Here is a 19,643-nt window from a genome sequence, read left to right as displayed (position 1 = left end):
GGTCAGCTCTCCTTGACGAGGTGCTCGACGGTCTCGGTGTCGATCTCGATGCCCAGGCCGGGGCCCTCGGGCAGAACGAAACCGGCCGGGCCGGCGGTGATCGGGGTGCGCAGGATGCGTTGGGCGTACGGCAGCGGGGTCGGCTGGTACTCGAAGAACGGGCAGTCGGCGGTCGCGGCCGAGGCGTGCAGCCCGGCGGCCAGGGCGATGCCGAGCCCCACCGAGTGGTGGTAGGCGACCGGGACGTGGTGGGCGTCGGCGATCGCCGCGATCGCCATCGCCTCGGTGAGGCCGGTGCGGGCCGCATCGGGCTGGGCGATGCGCAGCGCGCGGCGGGTGATCCAGTCGCGGAACTCGTAGCGGTTGCGCAGGCATTCGCCGACGGCGACGGGGGTGGCGATCCGCGCGGCCAGTTCCCGGTGGCCCTCGACGTCCTCGGGGGCGATCGGGGCCTCGAAGAACAGCGCGCCCCGGCGGTCGAGTTCGCGGCCCAGGCGCAGCGCGTCGGACAGCGGGTAGACCCAGTGCGCGTCGAGCGCGATCCGCAGGCCGGGCGCGGCGGCGGCCACCGCGTCGTAGGTCGCCAGGTCCGCGTCGACGCCCTGGCCGGCCGCCAGCTTGACGGTGGTGGCGCCCTCGGCGGCCAGCCGGGCCGCCAGCTCGGCCCGCCGCTCGTCGGTGGGCTCGGCCAGCCCGGAGACGTACGCGGGGATCTCGGTGCGGTACGCGCCGCCGAGGAGTTGGGCGACGGGCAGGCCGGTGACGCGGCCGAGCAGGTCCCACAGGGCGATGTCGAGGGCGGCCATCGCGTCGGCCTGGTGGCCCGTCAGGTGGCCGCGCTCGCGCATCAGGTCGCGCATGGCGTCCCAGAGCGGGCGGACGGCGCGCGGGTCGCGGCCGGTCAGCCAGGGGCCCAGCATCCGGTCGACGATCGCGCCGGTCACCTCGGGCGCGACGGGGGCGAGCGCCTCGCCCCAGCCCTGGTGGCCGTCGTCGGTGGTGAGGCGGACCAGCAGGGTCTCCATCCGGGCGGAGTAGAGGCTGCGCCAGGGCGGGCGGGTGAAGTAGCCGGGATCGGGGCGGTCCCCGCCGTCGGAGAGGTACGCGGCCCCGGACGGGCCGGTGGGCTGCTTGAGGATGAAGGTCGTCACATCGGTGATGCGCAAGAAGGCTCCCAAAGTTGGATAATCCGCATAGCTCCTCCGCATGATGGCTTGGCGCTTGCGTATGTTGAAAGTAGTATCCACGTTTGCCGGAGTGCGAGAAACCCCCTGACCACCGGAGAACCCGTGGATCTGCTGAAGGAACTCACCGACCGCAAGGTCCTTGCCATCGTCCGGGCCGACGGCCCCGACCTCGCCGTTGACTGCATCCGTGCCCTCACCGAGGCCGGGATCACCGCGCTGGAGGTCTCCCTCACCACACCGGGCGCGCTCCACGCCATCGCCCGCGCCCGGGCCGACAGCCCTCCGGGCGTCCTGATCGGCGCGGGCACCGTCCTCACCGCCGAGCACGCCGACCTGGCCGCCGCCGCCGGCGCCTCGTTCACCGTCACCCCGGGCCTGACCCCCGGCGCGCCCCGCACCACCGCCCTCGGCCTGCCGCTGCTCTGCGGCGCCCTCACCCCCTCCGAGGTCATCGCCGCGCTCGCCGCCGGAGCCACCGCGGTGAAGGTCTTCCCCGCCGCCGCACACGGCCCCGGCTACCTGCGCGATCTGCTCGCCCCGCTGCCGCACGCACCGCTCGTGGCCATCGGCGGCATCGACGACCGCTCCGCACCCGACTACCTCGCCGCCGGGGCGCTCGCCGTCGGCGTGGGCTCGCCGCTCCTGGGCGACGCCGGCAGCGGCGGGGACCTCGCCGGCCTGGCCGATCGCGCGGCCCGGCTGCTCCGCGCCGTCCGGCAGCCCGGTACCGCAACCGGCGCGGCCGAAGTCCCGGACGGCACCGAGGCCGCCACCGCCGCGGGGGCCGCCCGATGAGCGGCGTCCTGACCATCGGCGAGACCATGGCGGCCGTGCGCACCGCGGCCCCGCTGCGGCTCGGCGGGCCGGCCCGGCTGTCCGTCGCCGGATCGGAGAGCAACGTCGCGATCGGCCTCGCCCGCCTGGGGCACCAGGTCGACTGGCTCGGCGCCGTCGGCGCCGACCAGCCGGGCGAACTCGTCCTGCGGACCCTGCGGGCCGAAGGCGTCGGCCTCCGGTACGCGCGCGTCACGCCCGAGGCGGCGACCGGGTTCATCACCTTCGACCAGGCCGCCCACGACATCACCCGGGTCAGCTACCACCGAGCCGGGTCCGCGGGGTCCACCCTGACCGCCGCCGAGACCGAGGCCGCCGTCGCCGCCTGCGCGCCGGAGCTGGTGCACCTCACCGGCATCACCCCCGCCCTGTCCGCCACGGCCCGGGCGGCGACCCTCGCCGCCGCCCGCGCCGCCCGGGGCGCCGGCGCCCGGGTCTGCCTGGACGTCAACTACCGGGCCCGACTGTGGACCAGGGCCGAGGCCGCGGCCGTGCTGAGCGACCTGCTCCCCTGGGTCGACACCGTCTTCGCCTCGGAGGACGAACTCGACCTCCTCACCCCCGCCGCCGACGCGGTGGCCGACCTGCTGGCCCGCGGGGTGGCCGAAGTCGTCGTCACCGCCGGAGCGGCCGGCGCCCGCGCGCACACCCCCGGCCGCAGCCGCTCCCGGACCGCCCTGCCGACCACGGTCGCCGACAGCATCGGCGCGGGCGACGCCTTCGTCGCCGGATACCTCTCGGCCGCGCTCGACGGGCTGCCGACGGACGACCGGCTCACCCGCGGCGTCACCGCGGGAGCATTCTGCGTGGGCGTCCGCGGCGACTGGGAGTCCCTCCCGACCCGCGCCGACCTCTCGCTCCTCGCCCGCGGCGACGGCACGGCGGTGCGCTGACCGCCGCGGGACCCCGGCCCCTGGTGACCGGCCGTTTCCTCGGCCCTTCGGGCCGCGCCCGCGGCCGGTCCCGCGGCTGTCGAGCAGGGTGGACGCCGTCCGCGACGTCCTGGTGCGCGCGGTCGTGGCCGGCGAACCCGTGCAGGCCACCGGCTCCGGCACCCTCGCCGCAGATGCTCGACGGAGGTCTCATGGGTGCGACCTGAGTGTCCGTCCGGCCGACCGCGCCGCGGGTGGGGAGGCGTGCCGGCCGGGGTACTCCTCCCGGGGCCGCACCACCCGGTCGGCACCGCCCACCGCCATGTGTCCCGCCACAGCGAGCGACACGACGACGGCCGCCCCGACCGCAGCCGCACCATCACCGACGTCACCCTCACGGCGGCGTATCCGGCCGGGGTGCTGGTACACGGGGGCGGGAGCGTGGGCCGTCAACCGCTCGGCGGCCCCGTAGACCCTTTGGACGCCGACGAGTTCGCCGTGCCGGTCGTACCGCAGGTCGAAGGTGCCGGAAGGGCCGTCGGTCGTGTCGTGCCCCGACCGGTCGATCCCGTCCGACTCCCGCGCCTGCGGTACGCGAGACCACGGATCACCAGGTGACCGGCAACGCCTGCAGGCCGCGGAAGACCAGCTCCGGCACGTAGGTGAGCTCGGACTCGTCAACGGCGAGGCGCAGCCCCGGATACCGCTTCACCACGGACCCGATCGCCACCCGCATCTCCCGGCGGGCCAACATCGCGCCGAGGCAGAAGTGCGGCCCGTGCCCGAAGGCGAGGTGCGCTGCCGGTCCTTCGCGCGTGATGTCGAAGCGGCCGGGATCCGGGTACACGGCGGGGTCGCGGTTGGCCGCGACGATGACCGGCAGCACCGGTTGGCCCGCCCCCAGTTCGACGCCCTCCAGATCGACGGGCTCGGTCGTGACCCGGACCTCGGCCGAGGTGAAGAGCCTGCTGTAGCGCAGTAGTTCGTCGACCGCCGGTCCGATCAGGTCCGGTGACGACCGCAGCAGCGCGAGTTGGTCCGGGTGGCGCAGCAGGGTCAGCAACGAGTTGCCCAGCTGGTTGACGGTCGTCTCGTGGCCGGCGATCAGCAGGCCCTCCAGGTTGGCCAGCAGCTCGGGTTCGGTGAGGTGGTCGCCCTCGTCGTTGGCGGCGACCATCGCCGAGATCAACCCGTCGTCGGGCTGCGCCCGCTTCTGGCGCACCAGATCGGCGAGCCAGTCCTGCATCTCGCCCTGTGCGGCCCGCAGTTCGTCCGGGGTGATGTTCGTGACGAACAGCCGCCTGGTCCACCTGCGGATGGCCTCCGCCTCGGAGTAGGGCACGCCGAGCAGCTCGCAGATCACCATCAACGGCAGTGGGGCGCAGAGACCTGCCACAAGGTCCGCGGTTGGATCGAGGGAGTCGAGCAAGGAGTCCACGATGGACTGCACGCGTGGTTCGAGCTGATCGACCATGCGTGGGCTGAACGCCTGCGACATCAGCTTGCGCAGGCGGGCGTGGCGCTCGCCGTCCAGGCTGGTGACCAGTAACGGGTCGGCGGCGACGGACAGTTTCAGCGAGCCGCCCGGACGTGTGGCCGCCTCCCGGCTGAACCGGCTGTCGCTCAGAACCTGGCGCACCGCCTTGTAGGAGAGGGCGAGCCAGAGGTCTGTCGTACCCATCGTCGCGAGGACGACCGGAGCCTGTGCGAGCAGAGCCTCGGCTTCGGGCTCGTTGTCGAGGTGGTGTGGCGTGGTGAGGGGGAACGTGGCTTGCATCGCTGCCTCCTGACTGGATGTCACCAGACCGGGGCACCGGGTGCCGGGCGCGAGCGGCCGGGACCGATGCACGGATCGGTGACAGCTGGGTTGTGTGCCGCCGGTGGCGGTGGCACTTCGCGATCGTCTCGAAGTCGATGGGGGTCGAACGGTTCGGCCGGAGCTGTCGGCGGCGCCGGTGATCGGTTCGCTCGATCCGGGTATTGATCGCCGTGCGGAGGTTTCCCCGGGTGGCCGGATGGCGGTCGAGGACGTTCTTCCGTGCGAGTGCGAATGGGATTCTAGGGTGTTGTCACCGGCGGCGTCGACGGTGCCCGTGAACCCGGCCCGGTCGTTGCGGTGCGGGGCGTGGAGGAACGTCCGCGACCGCCCCGGCAGGTTCACCGGCAGATTCGCGGCAGGTCGGCCGGCGCGCACTGCGACACGCCGTCCGCAAGAAGCGCCGCGTTTCACGCGGCACGGGACGGATCTCGCCATGGTGCCGCGGTCGTGCAGGCAGATGTCGTTGTCATGTGCCTCGTTTGAGACAGCCTTCGCCTGCTCTATGGCGATGGCGTGATGTTGCTGCCATGCTCGTTCGCGGGCGATCATCGCCTCGGCCCCACGCTCAGCTCACCAGCGCATCTTCCTGAAAGAGCGTCGCCAACGCTGTCGCGCTCGAGGACCGCTCCACTGAATAGGCGCCAGAGGCGCGGTCGAGCCCGGGTTCGGACACCACCGGGTCGCCGTGCCGGCCGCGTGCTCGATGATCCGGCCGCTCGCGCGGCGGAGCCGCACCATCGGGACTGCTACGGGAACACCCCGCCTTCCTTCATCCCCCGGCTCACGAGGTGTCGATGTGATGCGCTCCCCCCTGGATTCGCACGCTGATCGTGTCGCTGTCATCGGCATGGCGGGCAGGCTGCCGAAAGCCCCGGACCCGGAGGCGTTCTGGCGACTGCTGTGCGACGGGGCCGACGCGATCACCGCGCCGCCCGTGGGCCGGCAGGGCGTACGGCAGGGCGGCTACCTGGACCGGGTGGACGGCTTCGACGCGGCGTTCTTCGGTGTGTCCCCCCGTGAGGCCGCCGGCATGGACCCGCAGCAGCGGCTCATGCTCGAACTCGCCTGGGAGGCGCTGGAGGACGCCCGGATCGTGCCGAGCACGCTGACGGGCGGCCCGACGGGGGTGTTCGTCGGCTCGATGTGGGAGGACTACACGTCCCTGGCCTACCCCGGTCACATCACGCCGCACACACTGACCGGCACCAGCCGGGGCGTCATCGCCAACCGCGTCTCGCACTTCCTCGGCGTGCGCGGACCGAGCATGACGGTCGACACGGCCCAGTCGTCGGCGCTGGTCGCGGTGCATCTGGCGGTCGAGAGCCTGCGCCGCGGTGAGTCGGCGCTCGCCCTGGCCGGCGGGGTGAACCTCAACCTGACCGCCGCCCGCGAGGAGGGAGCGGCGGAGTTCGGCGGCCTGTCCCCGGACGACCGCTGTTACACCTTCGACGCCCGGGCCAACGGCTTCGTCCGCGGTGAGGGCGGCGCCTTCCTCGTCCTGAAACCGCTGGACCGGGCCCTGGCCGACGGGGACCGCGTCTACGGTGTCATCCGGGGCAGCGCGGTCAACAACGACGGCGCCACACGCAGCCTGACCGTGCCCAGCGCGCAGGCCCAGGAACAGGTCATCCGCGGAGCACTGGCCCGGGCCGGCGTGCGTCCCGCGGATGTGCAGTACGTGGAGCTGCACGGCACCGGCACCGCTGTCGGCGACCCCGTCGAGGCCGCCGCCCTCGCGGCGGCCTACCGCGACCCGGCCGAGTCCGGCGACGCCGACAGCGCCCTGCGGGTCGGATCCGCCAAGACGAATGTCGGCCACCTGGAAGGCGCCGCGGGCATCGTCGGTCTGCTCAAGGCCGTCCTCAGCGTGCACCACCGCGCACTGCCGCCGAGCCTGAACTACGAAACCCCCAACCCCGGCATCCCGCTCGACGCACTGGCGCTGCGGGTCCAGACGGCTCTGACCCCGTGGCCGCGGCCGGACGCGCCCCTGCTCGCCGGCGTGTCGTCGTTCGGCATGGGCGGCACCAACGCGCACGTGATCGTCGAGCAGGCGCCCGAGGCGGCCGCGCCGCCGGTCCGGCGGCCCGCCCCCGAGGCCCTGCCGGCGCCGTGGATCGTCACGGCGCGGACCAAGCAGGCGCTACGAGCGCAGACCGAGCGCCTGCGCGGACACCTGCGCAGCCACCCGGACCTGACCGGCGCCGAGGTCGCGCACGCGCTGGCCACCACCAGAACCCGCTTCGCGCACCGCGCGGTCCTGCTCGACTCCGCCCAGGTCGCCGCCGGCCGGGCCGGAACCCCGGGCCGTACCGTCTTCGTGTTCCCCGGCCAGGGCGCGCAGTGGGTCGGCATGGGCCGGGAGCTGTACGCCGCGTACCCCGTCTTCCGGGCCGCCATGGACGAGTGCGCCCAGGCCCTGGCCCCGTACACCGACTGGTCCCTGGCCGACGTCCTGGACGGCGCCCCGCTCGACCGCGTCGACGTCGTGCAGCCCGCCCTGTTCGCGGTGATGGTGTCCCTGGCGGAACTGTGGCGCTCCTTCGGCGTCGAGCCCGACGCGGTGGTCGGGCACTCGCAGGGCGAGATCGCCGCGGCGTACGTCGCGGGGGCGCTGTCGCTGTCCGACGCGGCCCGGATCGTGGCGCTGCGCAGCCGCGCGCTGGTGGCGCTGGCCGGCCGGGGCGGCATGGTGTCCGTGGCCCTGTCCGCCGAGCGGGCCGAGGACTACGTGTCGCGCTGGGGCGGCGCGCTGACGGTCGCCGTGGTCAACACCACCGGCTCGGTCGTGGTGTCCGGCGACACGCAGGCCCTGTCCGAACTGGTCGAGTCCTGCGCGGCGGACGGTGTCCGGGCACGCGTCGTCCCGGTGGACTACGCCTCCCATTCCGCGCACGTCGAGGCGATCCGCGAACGGCTGGACACCGAACTGGACGGTGTGCGGCCGCGGCAGGGCACCATCCCGTACTACTCCGCGGTCACCGGCGGCCTCCTCGACGACACCACGGAGCTCGACGCCGGCTACTGGTACCGCAACCTGCGCGAGCCGGTCCGCTTCGACCTGGCCACCGCCGCACTGCTGGCGGACGGGCATGACGTCGTGGTCGAGGTCAGCCCGCATCCGGTGCTGCTGCCCGCCCTCGAACAGATCCTGGAACAGACCCGCGAGCGGACCGGCGTGTCCGGCGTCGCCACCGGCACGCTGGGCCGTGACCGGGGCGGGCCGGACGTCTTCCTGACCGCGCTGTCCCGGCTGTTCGTGGCCGGCGTGCCGGTCGACTGGTCCCCGGCGGTCGCCGGGGCCGCGCCGGTCGACCTGCCCACGTACGCCTTCCAACGTCGTTCGTACTGGCTGCCCGAAACGACGGCCGGGCAGAGCGGACGGACCGCGGCCGGCCCGGGTGCGCACGCGGCGCAGGCCGCCGCGCCCGGCCGGCCGGACGGCGGCCCGGAGACCTACGACACCGCGGTGGGCGGCACGGACCCGGGCGAGCCCGAGTCGGCCGAGTCGGCCGACGCGATCGACGCGGCCGCCGTGGTCACCGCGCAGATCGCGCTCGTGCTGGGCCACGAGAACCCCGCGGACATCGATCCCGCGCTCACCTTCAAGGAGCTCGGCTTCGACTCGGTCACCGGGCTCGAACTGCGCAACCGCCTGGTCGGCGCCCTCGACCGGCAACTCCCCTCCGGTCTCGTCTTCGACCACCCGACGCCCGCGGAGCTGATCGACTGGCTGCGCACCGGCCCCGGCGACCGGCCGGCCGCCGCCGCCCGGGCCGCCGACGACGACCCGGTCGTCATCGTGGGGATGGGCTGCCGCTTCCCCGGCGGGGTGGCCTCGCCGGACGACCTGTGGCGGCTCGTCACGGAGGGCGTGGACGCGATCGGCGACTTCCCGGACGACCGCGGCTGGGACCTGGGCGGCCTGTACGACCCGGAACTGCGCGGCGCGGGCACCACGTACATCACCCGGGGCGGGTTCCTGGAGGCGGTGGCCGACTTCGACGCTCCGTTCTTCGGCATCTCGCCCCGCGAGGCGCTCGCCATGGACCCGCAGCAGCGGCTCGTGCTGGAGACGGCCTGGGAGACCTTCGAGCACGCCGGGATCGACCCGGTCTCGCTGCGCGGCAGCCAGACCGGCGTGTTCACCGGCGTCTGGTCGTCCGGCTACGCGACCGGGCCCGGCCTGCCGGAGGACCTGGAGGGTTACCTGTTCACCGGCATCGCGACCAGCGTCACGTCCGGCCGGGTCGCCTACCACCTCGGGCTGCGCGGTCCGGCGCTGTCCGTGGACACCGCCTGCTCGTCGTCCCTGGTCGCCGTCCACCTGGCCGCCCAGGCCCTGCGCGCGGGCGAGTGCTCGCTGGCGCTCGCCGGCGGTGTCACGATCATGGCGACACCGCTGGGCTTCACCGAGTTCTCCCGCCAGCGCGGCCTCGCGGCGGACGGCCGCAGCAAGCCCTTCGCCGCCGCGGCCGACGGCACCAGCTGGGCCGAGGGCGCCGGCTTGGTGCTGCTGGAACGTCTGTCGGACGCCCGCCGCAACGGCCACCGCGTGCTGGCGGTCGTCGCCGGAAGCGCGGTCAACCAGGACGGCGCGTCCAACGGCCTGACCGCGCCCAACGGCCCCTCCCAGGAACGCGTCGTCCGCCAGGCGCTGGCGAACGCCGGGTTGGAGCCGTCCGAGGTGGACGCGGTGGAGGCCCACGGCACCGGCACCACCCTCGGCGATCCCATCGAGGCCCACGCCCTGCTGGCCGCCTACGGTCAGGACCGGGACGAGCCGTTGTGGCTGGGGTCGGTGAAGTCGAACATCGGCCACACCCAGGCCGCCGCCGGCGTCGCGGGCCTGATCAAGATGGTCATGGCGATGCGGCACGGCGAACTGCCGCGAACCCTGCACATCGACGCCCCCTCCCCGCACGTCGACTGGGCCTCCGGCGGCGTCCGGCTGCTCACCGAGGCCCGGCCGTGGCCGGAGCGCGAGCACCCGCGCCGCGCCGGCATCTCGGCCTTCGGCGTCAGCGGCACCAACGCCCACCTCATCGTCGAGCAGAGCAGCATCGAGAGGTCCTCCGACCCGGACCTTGACCACCTTCCGGAACCCGCCGGCCGGGCCGCCCCCACCGCCTGGCTGCTGTCCGCGAAGACCGACGCCGCGCTGCGCGCCCAGGCCGAGCGGCTGCACGCGTACGCGACCGCCCACCCAGAGGTCCCGGCCGCCGCGATCAGCCGCGCACTGGCCGCCCGCACCCGGTTCGAGCACCGGGCCGCGGTGGTCGGCGCCGACCGGGACGACCTGCTGTCGGGCCTGGCCGCGCTCCCGCCGGGACTGCCGGGACTGCCGGCCCGTACCGGCGGGACCGTGTTCGTCTTCCCCGGCCAGGGGGCGCAGTGGGCGGGCATGGGCCGTGACCTGTACGAGCAGTCCGAGGTCTTCCGCGCCGGCATCGACGCCTGCGCCGCCGCCCTGGCCCCGTACACCGACTGGTCGCTGGTCGACGAACTGCGCCACGGCTCGCTGGACCGCGTCGACGTGGTGCAGCCGGCCCTGTTCGCCGTCATGGTGGCGCTGGCCGACCTGTGGCGGTCCTACGGCGTGCAGCCGGACGCCGTGGTCGGCCACTCCCAGGCGGAGATCGCCGCCGCGTACGTCGCCGGCGCGTTGTCGTTGGAGGACGCCGCCAAGGTCGTGGCGTTGCGCTCCAGGGCACTGGCCGTCATCGCCGACCGGGGCGGCATGGTGTCCCTCGCGCTGTCCGTCGAACAGGCAGCCGGCTACCTGGCCCGCTGGGGCGAGCGGCTGACCACCGCCGTGGTGAACGGACCCGCGGCGGTCGTGGTGTCCGGCGGCCTCGACGCACTGGACGAACTGCTGGCCGCCTGCGACGCCGACGGCATCCGCGCCCGCCGCCTGCCCGTCAACTACGCCGCCCACTCCGCGCAGGTCGAGGCGATCCGCGAGCAACTGCTCACCGAACTGGCCGACATCACGCCCCACTCGGCGGCGATCCCGTTCTACTCGACGGTCACCGGCGAGCCGGTCGACACCTCCGCCCTCGACGCCGGCTACTGGTACCGCAACCTCCGCGAACCCGTACGCTTCGACCTGGCCACCGCCCGGCTCACCGCCGACGGCCACGACCTGTTCCTGGAGGTCAGCCCGCACCCGGTGCTGGTGCCCGCGCTGGACGTCGCCGCCACCGGAACACTGCGCCGCGACCACGGCGGCCTCACCGAGTTCCTCGCCGCGGCGGGACGCCTCTACGCCGCCGGAGCCGACGTCGACTGGGTTCCGGTCCTGCCCCGCACCGCACCCAGGGCGGACCTGCCCACGTACGCCTTCCAGCGCGAGCCCTACTGGGTGACCGCGACCCCGCCGGTGCCCCGTGACGACTGGCGGTACGAGGTGGCATGGGCGCCGACGAGCGGTGCCGTGCCCCCGGTGGACCCGGATCGCTGGCTGGTCCTGGCCGCGACCGGGCACCCGTGGGCCGAGGCCCTGCGCGAACGGGGCTTCGCGGTGGCCGACAGCTGGGACGTGGCCGACACCGGGGACACCCGGCCCGGGCCGGACGGTGTGCTGTCGCTGCTGGCGCTGGACGAGGAGCCGCACCCCGACCACCCGGTGCTCCCGGCGGGCCTGGTCCGCACCCTGGATCTGATCCGCACCCTGGACCCGGAGCGCAGCCCGGACCCGGCGAGGACGGCGGCCGTCCCGCTGTGGTGCGCGACCAGCGGCGCCGTGAGCACCTCGGGCACCGACCCGGTCACCAGCCCGGCCCAGGCCCTGGCGTGGGGCACCGGCGCGTCCGCGGCGCTGGAGTTCCCGCACGGCTGGGGCGGCCTGGTCGACCTTCCCGCCGTGCCCGACGAGGAGAGCGTGAACGCGCTGCTCGTCGTGCTCGCCGGCACGGGCGAGGACCAGGTGGCGATCCGCGGCGCCCGGCGCTTCGCCAAGCGGCTGCGCCGCAAGGCCTCGTCGGGCCCGGCCGCGCGGCCCTGGCGGCCGCGGGGCACGGTGCTGGTCACCGGCGGTACCGGCGCGCTCGGCGGACATGTGGCCCGCCGCCTCGCGCGGCAGGGCGCGGAGCACATCGTGCTGGCCTCCCGCCGCGGCCCCGACGCACCCGGCGCGGCCGGCCTGCGCGACGAACTGGAGGCAGCCGGGGCACGGGTGACCGTGGCGGCGTGCGACGTGGCCGACCGGGACGCCCTACGGGACCTCGTCGAGCGCGTCGGCGACATCCGCGCGGTCTTCCACACCGCCGGCGCGATCAGGGCGACCAGGCTGGCCGACACGACACCGGCGGAGTTCGCCGAGGTGGTCACGGCCAAGGTCGCCGGGGCGGCGAACCTGGCGGAACTCCTGCCGGACCTCGACGCCTTCGTCCTGTTCTCCTCCACCGCGGGCGTGTGGGGCGACGGCCACGGCGCGGCCTACGCCGCCGGCAACGCCTTCCTCGACGCCCTGGCCGCACAGCACCGCGCCCAGGGCCGCGCCACGACCTCCGTCGCGTGGGGCATCTGGGCCGAGGGCGGCATGGCGGCCCTGGAGTCCGTGCAGCGCCAGCGCACCCTGCTCGGCCTCGGCGAACTGGACCCGGGCCGGGCACTCGACGCGCTGCAGGACGTCCTCGACCACGACGAGGCCCTCGCGGTCGTCACCGAGGCCGACTGGGCACAGTTCGCCCGCGCCTACACCCACGCGCGGCCGAGCCGGCTGCTGCGGGACCTGCCCGAGGCCCACAGCCGGCCGCAGGCCCCCCGACCCGCGCCCCCCGCCGGCGGCACCGACCTGCTGGAGCTGATCACCACCCACGTCGCCGGGGTGCTGGGACACGCCACCCCCGAGCGGCTCGACCCCCGGCAGGCGTTCAAGGACCTGGGCTTCGACTCGCTGACCGCGGTGGAACTGCGCAACCGCCTGACCGCCGCGCTCGGGGTGAAACTGCCCGCCACCCTCGTCTTCGACCACCCCACCCCGGCACGGCTGGCCGCCCACCTGTCCGGCGAGTCCGGCGAGCAGGACACGCCGCGGGCCCCGGCCCCGGCCGCGACGGACGAGCCGATCGCGGTCATCGGCATGGGGTGCCGCTACCCCGGAGGCGTCGGCACCCCCGAGGACCTGTGGCGGCTGGTCGCGGACGGCGTGGACGCGGTCGGCGACTTCCCGGCCGACCGGGGATGGGACATCGACCGCCTGTACGACCCGACGGGAAGCCGCCCCCGCACGTCGAGCACGTCCCGGGGCGGCTTCCTCGACGCCGCCGGCGACTTCGACGCGGCGTTCTTCGGGATATCGCCCCGCGAGGCGCTCGCCATGGACCCGCAGCAGCGCATCCTGCTGGAGACCGCGTGGGAGACCATCGAGTACGCCGGCATCGACCCGACCACGCTGGAGGGCACAGCCACCGGCGTGTTCGCCGGCATGTGGTCCACCGGCTACGCCGCCGGGCCGGTCCCCGACGACCTGGAGGGCTACCAGGTCACCGGCGCCGCGTCGAGCGTGGGGTCCGGCCGGCTCGCCTACCAGCTCGGCCTGCTCGGCCCGGCACTGTCCCTGGACACCGGCTGCTCGTCGTCCCTGGTGGCCCTGCACCTGGCCGCTCAGGCGCTGCGCTCGGGAGAATGCTCCTTCGCCCTGGCCGGCGGCGTCACCGTCAACGCGGAACCCACGCTGTTCACCGAGATGTCCCGGCAGGGGGCGAGCGCGCCCGACGGCCGCAGCAAGTCCTTCGCCGACGCCGCCGACGGGGCGGGCTGGGCCGAGGGCGCCGGACTCCTGCTGCTGGAACGCCTGTCCGACGCCCGCCGCAACGGCCACGAGGTGCTGGCGGTCATCCGAGGCTCCGCCACCAACCAGGACGGCGCCTCCAACGGTCTGACCGCGCCCAACGGCCCCTCCCAGGAGCGGGTGATCCGCCAGGCACTGGCGAATGCCGGGTTGGAGCCGTCCGAGGTGGACGCGGTGGAGGCCCACGGCACCGGCACCACGCTCGGCGATCCCATCGAGGCCCAGGCGCTGCTGGCGACGTACGGTCAGGGGCGGGACGAGCCGTTGTGGCTGGGGTCGGTGAAGTCGAACATCGGCCACACCCAGGCCGCGGCCGGCGCGGCCGGCCTGATCAAGATGGTCATGGCGATGCGGCACGGGCAGTTGCCGCCGACGCTGCACGTCGACGCGCCGACCACGCACGTCGACTGGGAGTCCGGCGCGGTCCGCCTGCTCACCGAACCGGTCGCCTGGCCCGGGACCGGGCGGCCACGGCGGGCCGCCGTCTCCGCCTTCGGCATCAGCGGCACCAACGCCCACGTCATCATCGAGCAGGGCGTCCTCGAACAGCCCGCCGAGGCCGACTCCGCCGCACCCGCTCCCCGGGGCCGCGCGGACGACCAGGTCCTCTGGCCGCTGTCGGCCAGGTCCGAGGCGGCGTTGCGGGAGCAGGCGCGTCGGCTGGGGGCCTTCACCGCCGTGCACCCCGAGGTGAGCCCGGCCGCGGTCGGGGGCGCTCTGGCTGCCCGCACCGTGTTCGAGCACCGGGCCGTGGTGGTGGGTACCGCCGCTGCCCTGGAGGCACTGGCGGAGGGCCGGTCGGTGCCGGGTCTGGTCACCGGGACCGCCCGCCCGGTGGGTCGGTCGGTGTTCGTGTTTCCGGGGCAGGGTGCGCAGTGGGTCGGTATGGGTGGGGAGTTGTACGGCTCGGAGCCGGTGTTCCGGGCGGTGATCGATGCGTGTGAGGCGGCGTTGGCGCCGTACACGGATTGGTCGTTGGTGGAGGTGTTGGTCGGTGGCGCTCCGCTGGAGCGCGTGGATGTCGTGCAGCCGGCTCTGTTCGCGGTGATGGTGGCGTTGGCCGAACTCTGGCGTGCGCATGGTGTGGTGCCTGATGCCGTGGTCGGGCATTCGCAGGGGGAGATCGCGGCGGCGTACGTGGCCGGCGCGTTGTCCCTGGAGGACGCCGCGAAGGTGGTCGCCCTGCGCAGCAAGGCCCTGGTCGCCCTGGCCGGATACGGCGGCATGGTCTCGGTCGCGCTGTCCGCGGACGACGCCGCCGGCTACCTGAGCCCCTGGGGCGAGCGGATCACCGTCGCGGTGGTCAACTCCGCCTCGACCGTCGTCGTGTCCGGCGACCCCGGTGCCCTGGACGAACTGCTGGCAGCCTGCGCCGGGGACGGCATCCGCGCCCGCGCCATCCCCGTCGACTACGCGGCGCACTCGGCGCAGGTCGAGGCGATCCGCGAGCAACTGCTCGCCGACCTCGCCGGGATCACACCGCGGACCGCGGACGTCCCCTTCTACTCGACCGTCACCGCGGAACCCGTCGACACCTCCGCCCTGGACGCCGACTACTGGTACCGCAACCTCCGCGAACCCGTACGGTTCGACCTGGCCACCGCCCGGCTCACCGCCGACGGCCACGAGGTGTTCGTGGAAGTCAGCCCGCACCCGGTGCTGGTGCAGGAGCTGGACGGCATCGCGACCGGCACCCTGCGCCGCGACCACGGCGCCATCGGGGAATTCCACACCGCCCTGGCCCGCCTCCACGTCCAGGGCGTCGCCGTGACCTGGCCGCAGCGGCGCCCGCACGGCGTCAGGCTGCCGCACTACGCCTTCCAGCGCAGCACCTACTGGCTCACCCCCGCGGCCGGCGACCACGGCACCGGGCACCCGCTGGCGGGCACCGCGGTCGAACTGCCCGACGGGAACACCGTGCACAGTGGCCGGGTCTCCACCCGCACCCACCCATGGCTGGCCGACCACGCCGTCGACGGCACGGTCCTGCTGCCGGGCACCGCCTTCCTCGAACTCGCCACCCTGGCCGGCGGGACCGTTGACGACCTCGTCCTGCACCTGCCCCTCGCGCTCTCGGACACACCCACGGACATCCGGGTCTCGGTCGGCGCCCCGGACGACGCCGGCCGCAGGCCGGTCACCGTGCACTCCAGGGGCGGCGACGGCTGGGTCCGCCACGCGTCCGGAACCCTCGGCGGCCAGGTGACGGCCGGTCGCCTCGACTGGCCCGCGAGGAACGCCGAACCCGTGGACCCCGAAGGGTTCTACGCCTTCCTCGCCGGACTCGGATACCAGTACGGACCCGCGTTCCGGGGCGTGCGGGCGTTGTGGCAGGGCGAGGACGAACTGTACGCCGAGGTGTCCGTCCCCGACGGCGCCCGCTTCGGCATCCACCCCGCGCTCCTGGACGCCGCACTCCAGCCGCTGATCCTGCTCAGCCCCGACACCCGGGTCCGGCTGCCGTTCTCCTTCTCCGGCGTCGCCGTGCACACCACCGGTGTGTCGACCGCCCGGGTCCACCTGGTCCGCACGGGCACCGGCACCTACCGCGCGACACTGACCGACCTGTCCGGCAACCCGGTCGCGGACATCACCGCGCTGACCGTCCGTCCGGCCGCCGAGGTCCGGACCGCGGTGCTGCACACCCGGTGGGTGCCCCTCACCGCGAGCACACCGACCGAGGTGGTGCCGAGCCCGGTCCTCACCGCGGAAGCCGACGCGGACTCCGTGCACGCCCTCGTCCAGCGGGCCCGCACGCTCGTCCAGGACTTCCTGGCCGAGCAGCCGGAGCGGGCGGCCGCACGCCTGGCCGTCCTGACCCGCGGCGTGGCCGGCGCGGCCGTACGCGGCCTGGTCCGCAGCGCCGCCGCCGAGCACCCCGGCCGGTTCGTCCTGGTCGACCTGGGCGACGCGTCCGAGGAGGACGCGGTCCGGGCCGCCATGACAGCCGGCGACGAACCCGAACTGGCCCTGCGCCGGGAAGGCGTCCTGGTGCCGCGGCAGGCCAGGTACGCGCCGGAACTGACCGCCCCCGACGGCGCGTACCGGCTGAGCGAGTCCGGCACCGGCCAACTGGACGACCTGGCCCTGCTGCCCTGGCAGGAGGCCGCGCTGGAACCCGGACAGGTACGGGTCGCCGTACGCGCGGCCGGCCTGAACTTCCGCGACGTGCTCATCACCCTCGGCATGTACCCGGACCGGCCCCCGTTGGGCGGCGAAGGCGCCGGCACCGTCATCGAGGTCGGCCCCGGCGTCACGGCCTGGCGGCCCGGCGACCGCGTCATGGGACTGATGCCCGGCGCCTTCGGGCCGCGCGCGGTCGCCGACCACCGGCTCCTGACGGCGATCCCCGACGGCTGGGGCTTCACCGAGGCGGCGTCGGTGCCCATCGCGTTCACCACCGCCTGGTACGGGCTGTTCGACCTCGGCGAACTGCGCCCCGGTGACCGGGTCCTGGTCCACTCCGGCGCGGGCGGTGTGGGCATGGCCGCCGTCCAGTTGGCCCTGAACAGCGGCGCGGAGGTCTTCGCCACCGCGAGCCCCGCCAAGTGGGACGCCCTGCGGCGCCTCGGACTGGCGGACGACCACATCGGATCGTCGCGCGACACCCGCTTCGCCGACCGGTTCCCGGCCATGGACGTCGTCCTCAACTCGCTCGCTGGGGAACTCACCGACGCCTCCCTGCGGCTGCTCGCCGACGGCGGACGGTTCGTCGAGCTGGGCAAGACGGACGTCCGCTCACCCGAGGGCCTGATCTACCGGGCCTTCGACCTCAACGACGTCGACCCCGCGCGGCAGGGCGACATCCTCTCCAGGGTCGTGGCGATGGTCGCCGACGGGACGTTGGAGCCGCTGCCGGTCACCGCCGCGGACCTCCGCCAGGCCGTCGCCTCCTTCCGGCTGATGAGCCAGGCCCGCCACACCGGCAAGATCGTCCTCACCGTCCCCCAGCCGATCGACCCCGGCGGCACCGTGCTGATCACCGGCGGCACCGGCACCCTCGGCCAGGCCGTCGCCCGGCACCTGGTGTCCCGCTACGGGGTACGGCACCTGCTGCTCGTCAGCCGCGGCGGCGGCGCGGTGCCGCACCTGGAGCCGCAAGGGGACGTCGACGTGCGGGTCGTGGCCTGCGACGTCGCGGACCGCGACGCGCTGGCGGCCGTACTGGACTCCATCCCGGCCGAGCATCCGCTGACCGCCGTCGTCCACGCCGCCGGCGTGCTCGACGACACCGTGGTGGACCGGCTGACCGCGGAGCAGCTCGACCGGGTGCTGCGTCCCAAGGTCGACGGTGCCTGGCACCTGCACGAGCTGACCCGCGAGCACCACCTCGCCGCCTTCGTGCTGTTCTCCGCGGCCGCGGGTGTACTCGGCAACGCCGGCCAGGCCGGCTACGCGGCCGCGAACTCCTACCTCGACGCGTTCGCCGCACACCGGCAGACCCTCGGACTGCCCGCGGTGTCGATGGCTTGGGGCTACTGGGAGCAGGAGAGCGGCATGACCGCCCACCTCACCGCGGCCGACCGCCAACGCCTCGCCCGCAAGGGCATCCGCCCCATCGGCGTCGATCGCGCCCTGGCCATGTTCGACACCGCGCTGGCCGCCGGACGTCCCGCGCTGACCACGGCCGACCTCTCGATGCCGCAGACCCTGCCGACGCCGAAGACCCCCGCGTCGGACCTGCTGTCCCTGGTCGCCGCCCACACCGCCACCGTCCTCGGCCACTCCGACGCCGCCGCGATCACCCCCGGACTCGCCTTCCGTGACCTCGGCTTCGATTCCCTGACCTCCGTCGAACTGCGCAACCGCCTCGCCGGCGCCACCGGCCTGCGGCTGCCCGCGACCCTCGTCTTCGACCACCCCACCCCCGCCGACCTCGCCGACCACCTCACGGCCGAACTCTCCGGTGGGGGTGCGGCGTCGGTGGCGTCGGTGGTGCCGGTCGGGAATCCGGTGTCGGGTGATCCGGTGGTGATCGTGGGCATGGGGTGCCGGTTGCCGGGTGGGGTGGGGTCGCCGGAGGAGTTGTGGGGTTTGGTGTCGGGTGGGGTGGATGCGATCGGGGGATTTCCTGCTGATCGTGGTTGGGACGTTGCGGGGTTGTTCCATCCGGATGCGGATCATCCGGGGACGTCGTATACGCGGTCGGGTGGTTTTCTCGCGGACGCGGCGGGGTTCGATGCCGACTTCTTCGGGATCTCGCCACGTGAGGCGCTCGCGATGGATCCGCAGCAGCGGGTGTTGCTGGAGACCGCGTGGGAGACCTTGGAGGATGCGGGGATCGATCCGACGTCGTTGCGGGGCAGCCAGACGGGCGTGTTCACCGGCATCTGGTCCTCCGGCTACGTCGGCAGCCCCGACCAGGCACCACCCGACACCGAGGGCTACCTCGCCACCGGCATCTCGCCGAGCATCACCTCCGGCCGGGTCTCCTACCTGCTGGGCCTCCAGGGCCAGGCCGTGTCCGTCGACTCCGCCTGCTCCTCGTCACTGATGGCGATCCACCTGGCGGCGCAGGCACTGCGCTCGGGGGAGTGCACACTCGCCCTGGCCGGCGGGGTGACCGTGAGCGTGACCCCCTTGCAGTTCACGGAGTTCTCCCGCCAGCGTGCCCTGGCCCCCGACGGCCGCTGCAAGCCCTTCTCGTCGACGGCGGACGGTACGGCCTGGGGTGAGGGCGCGGGGTTGGTGCTGCTGGAGCGGTTGTCGGATGCCCGTCGCAACGGGCACCGGGTGCTGGCGGTGCTGCGGGGTTCGGCGGTGAACCAGGACGGCGCCTCCAACGGTCTGACCGCGCCCAACGGCCCCTCCCAGGAGCGGGTCATCCGCCAGGCCCTCGCCAATGCCGGGTTGGAGCCGTCCGAGGTGGACGCGGTGGAGGCCCACGGCACCGGCACCACGCTCGGCGATCCCATCGAGGCTCAGGCACTCCTGGCGACGTACGGTCAGGGGCGGGTGGAGCCGTTGTGGCTGGGGTCGGTGAAGTCGAACATCGGCCACACCCAGGCGGCGGCCGGTGTGGCCGGTGTGATCAAGATGGTCATGGCGATGCGGCACGGGCAGTTGCCGCCGACGCTGCACGTCGACGCGCCGACCTCGCACGTCGACTGGGAGTCCGGAAACATCCGGCTGCT

Annotated in this window: 5 protein-coding genes; 3 read left to right on the top strand and 2 right to left on the bottom strand. The window is 74.3% G+C overall.

Translation table 11 applies throughout. The features are described from left to right. Positions 1-2 precede the first annotated feature (2 nt). Entirely contained in the window at positions 3-1,166 is a 1,164-nt protein-coding gene (locus ACFTWP_RS24650; RefSeq protein WP_380266910.1) for a mandelate racemase/muconate lactonizing enzyme family protein, read from the bottom strand. A gap of 123 nt (positions 1,167-1,289) precedes the next feature. Between ACFTWP_RS24650 and ACFTWP_RS24645 the strand changes: the two genes are divergently transcribed. Continuing rightward, positions 1,290-1,982, top strand: coding sequence for a bifunctional 4-hydroxy-2-oxoglutarate aldolase/2-dehydro-3-deoxy-phosphogluconate aldolase (locus tag ACFTWP_RS24645; protein ID WP_380266909.1), 693 nt, complete (start codon positions 1,290-1,292; stop codon positions 1,980-1,982). Beyond that, positions 1,979-2,914, top strand: coding sequence for a sugar kinase (locus ACFTWP_RS24640; protein ID WP_380266908.1), 936 nt, complete (start codon positions 1,979-1,981; stop codon positions 2,912-2,914). Before ACFTWP_RS24645 ends, ACFTWP_RS24640 begins: the two co-directional genes overlap by 4 nt. A gap of 586 nt (positions 2,915-3,500) precedes the next feature. Here the strand turns inward: ACFTWP_RS24640 and ACFTWP_RS24635 are convergent. Next, on the bottom strand, positions 3,501-4,670 hold the full coding sequence (locus ACFTWP_RS24635; RefSeq protein WP_380266907.1) for a cytochrome P450: 1,170 nt from the start codon (positions 4,668-4,670) through the stop codon (positions 3,501-3,503). Between the two features lie 889 nt (positions 4,671-5,559). Between ACFTWP_RS24635 and ACFTWP_RS24630 the strand changes: the two genes are divergently transcribed. Then, positions 5,560-19,643 (top strand): SDR family NAD(P)-dependent oxidoreductase (locus tag ACFTWP_RS24630; protein WP_380266906.1); only part of this gene is annotated, 14,084 nt, incomplete at its 3' end.

Origin of the sequence: Kitasatospora sp. NPDC057015 (genome assembly GCF_042673745.1) — a bacterium.
Classification (GTDB): domain Bacteria; phylum Actinomycetota; class Actinomycetes; order Streptomycetales; family Streptomycetaceae; genus Kitasatospora.
Note: the sequence above shows the minus strand (reverse complement) of the source record. Positions and strands in the feature narration are given on the sequence as shown.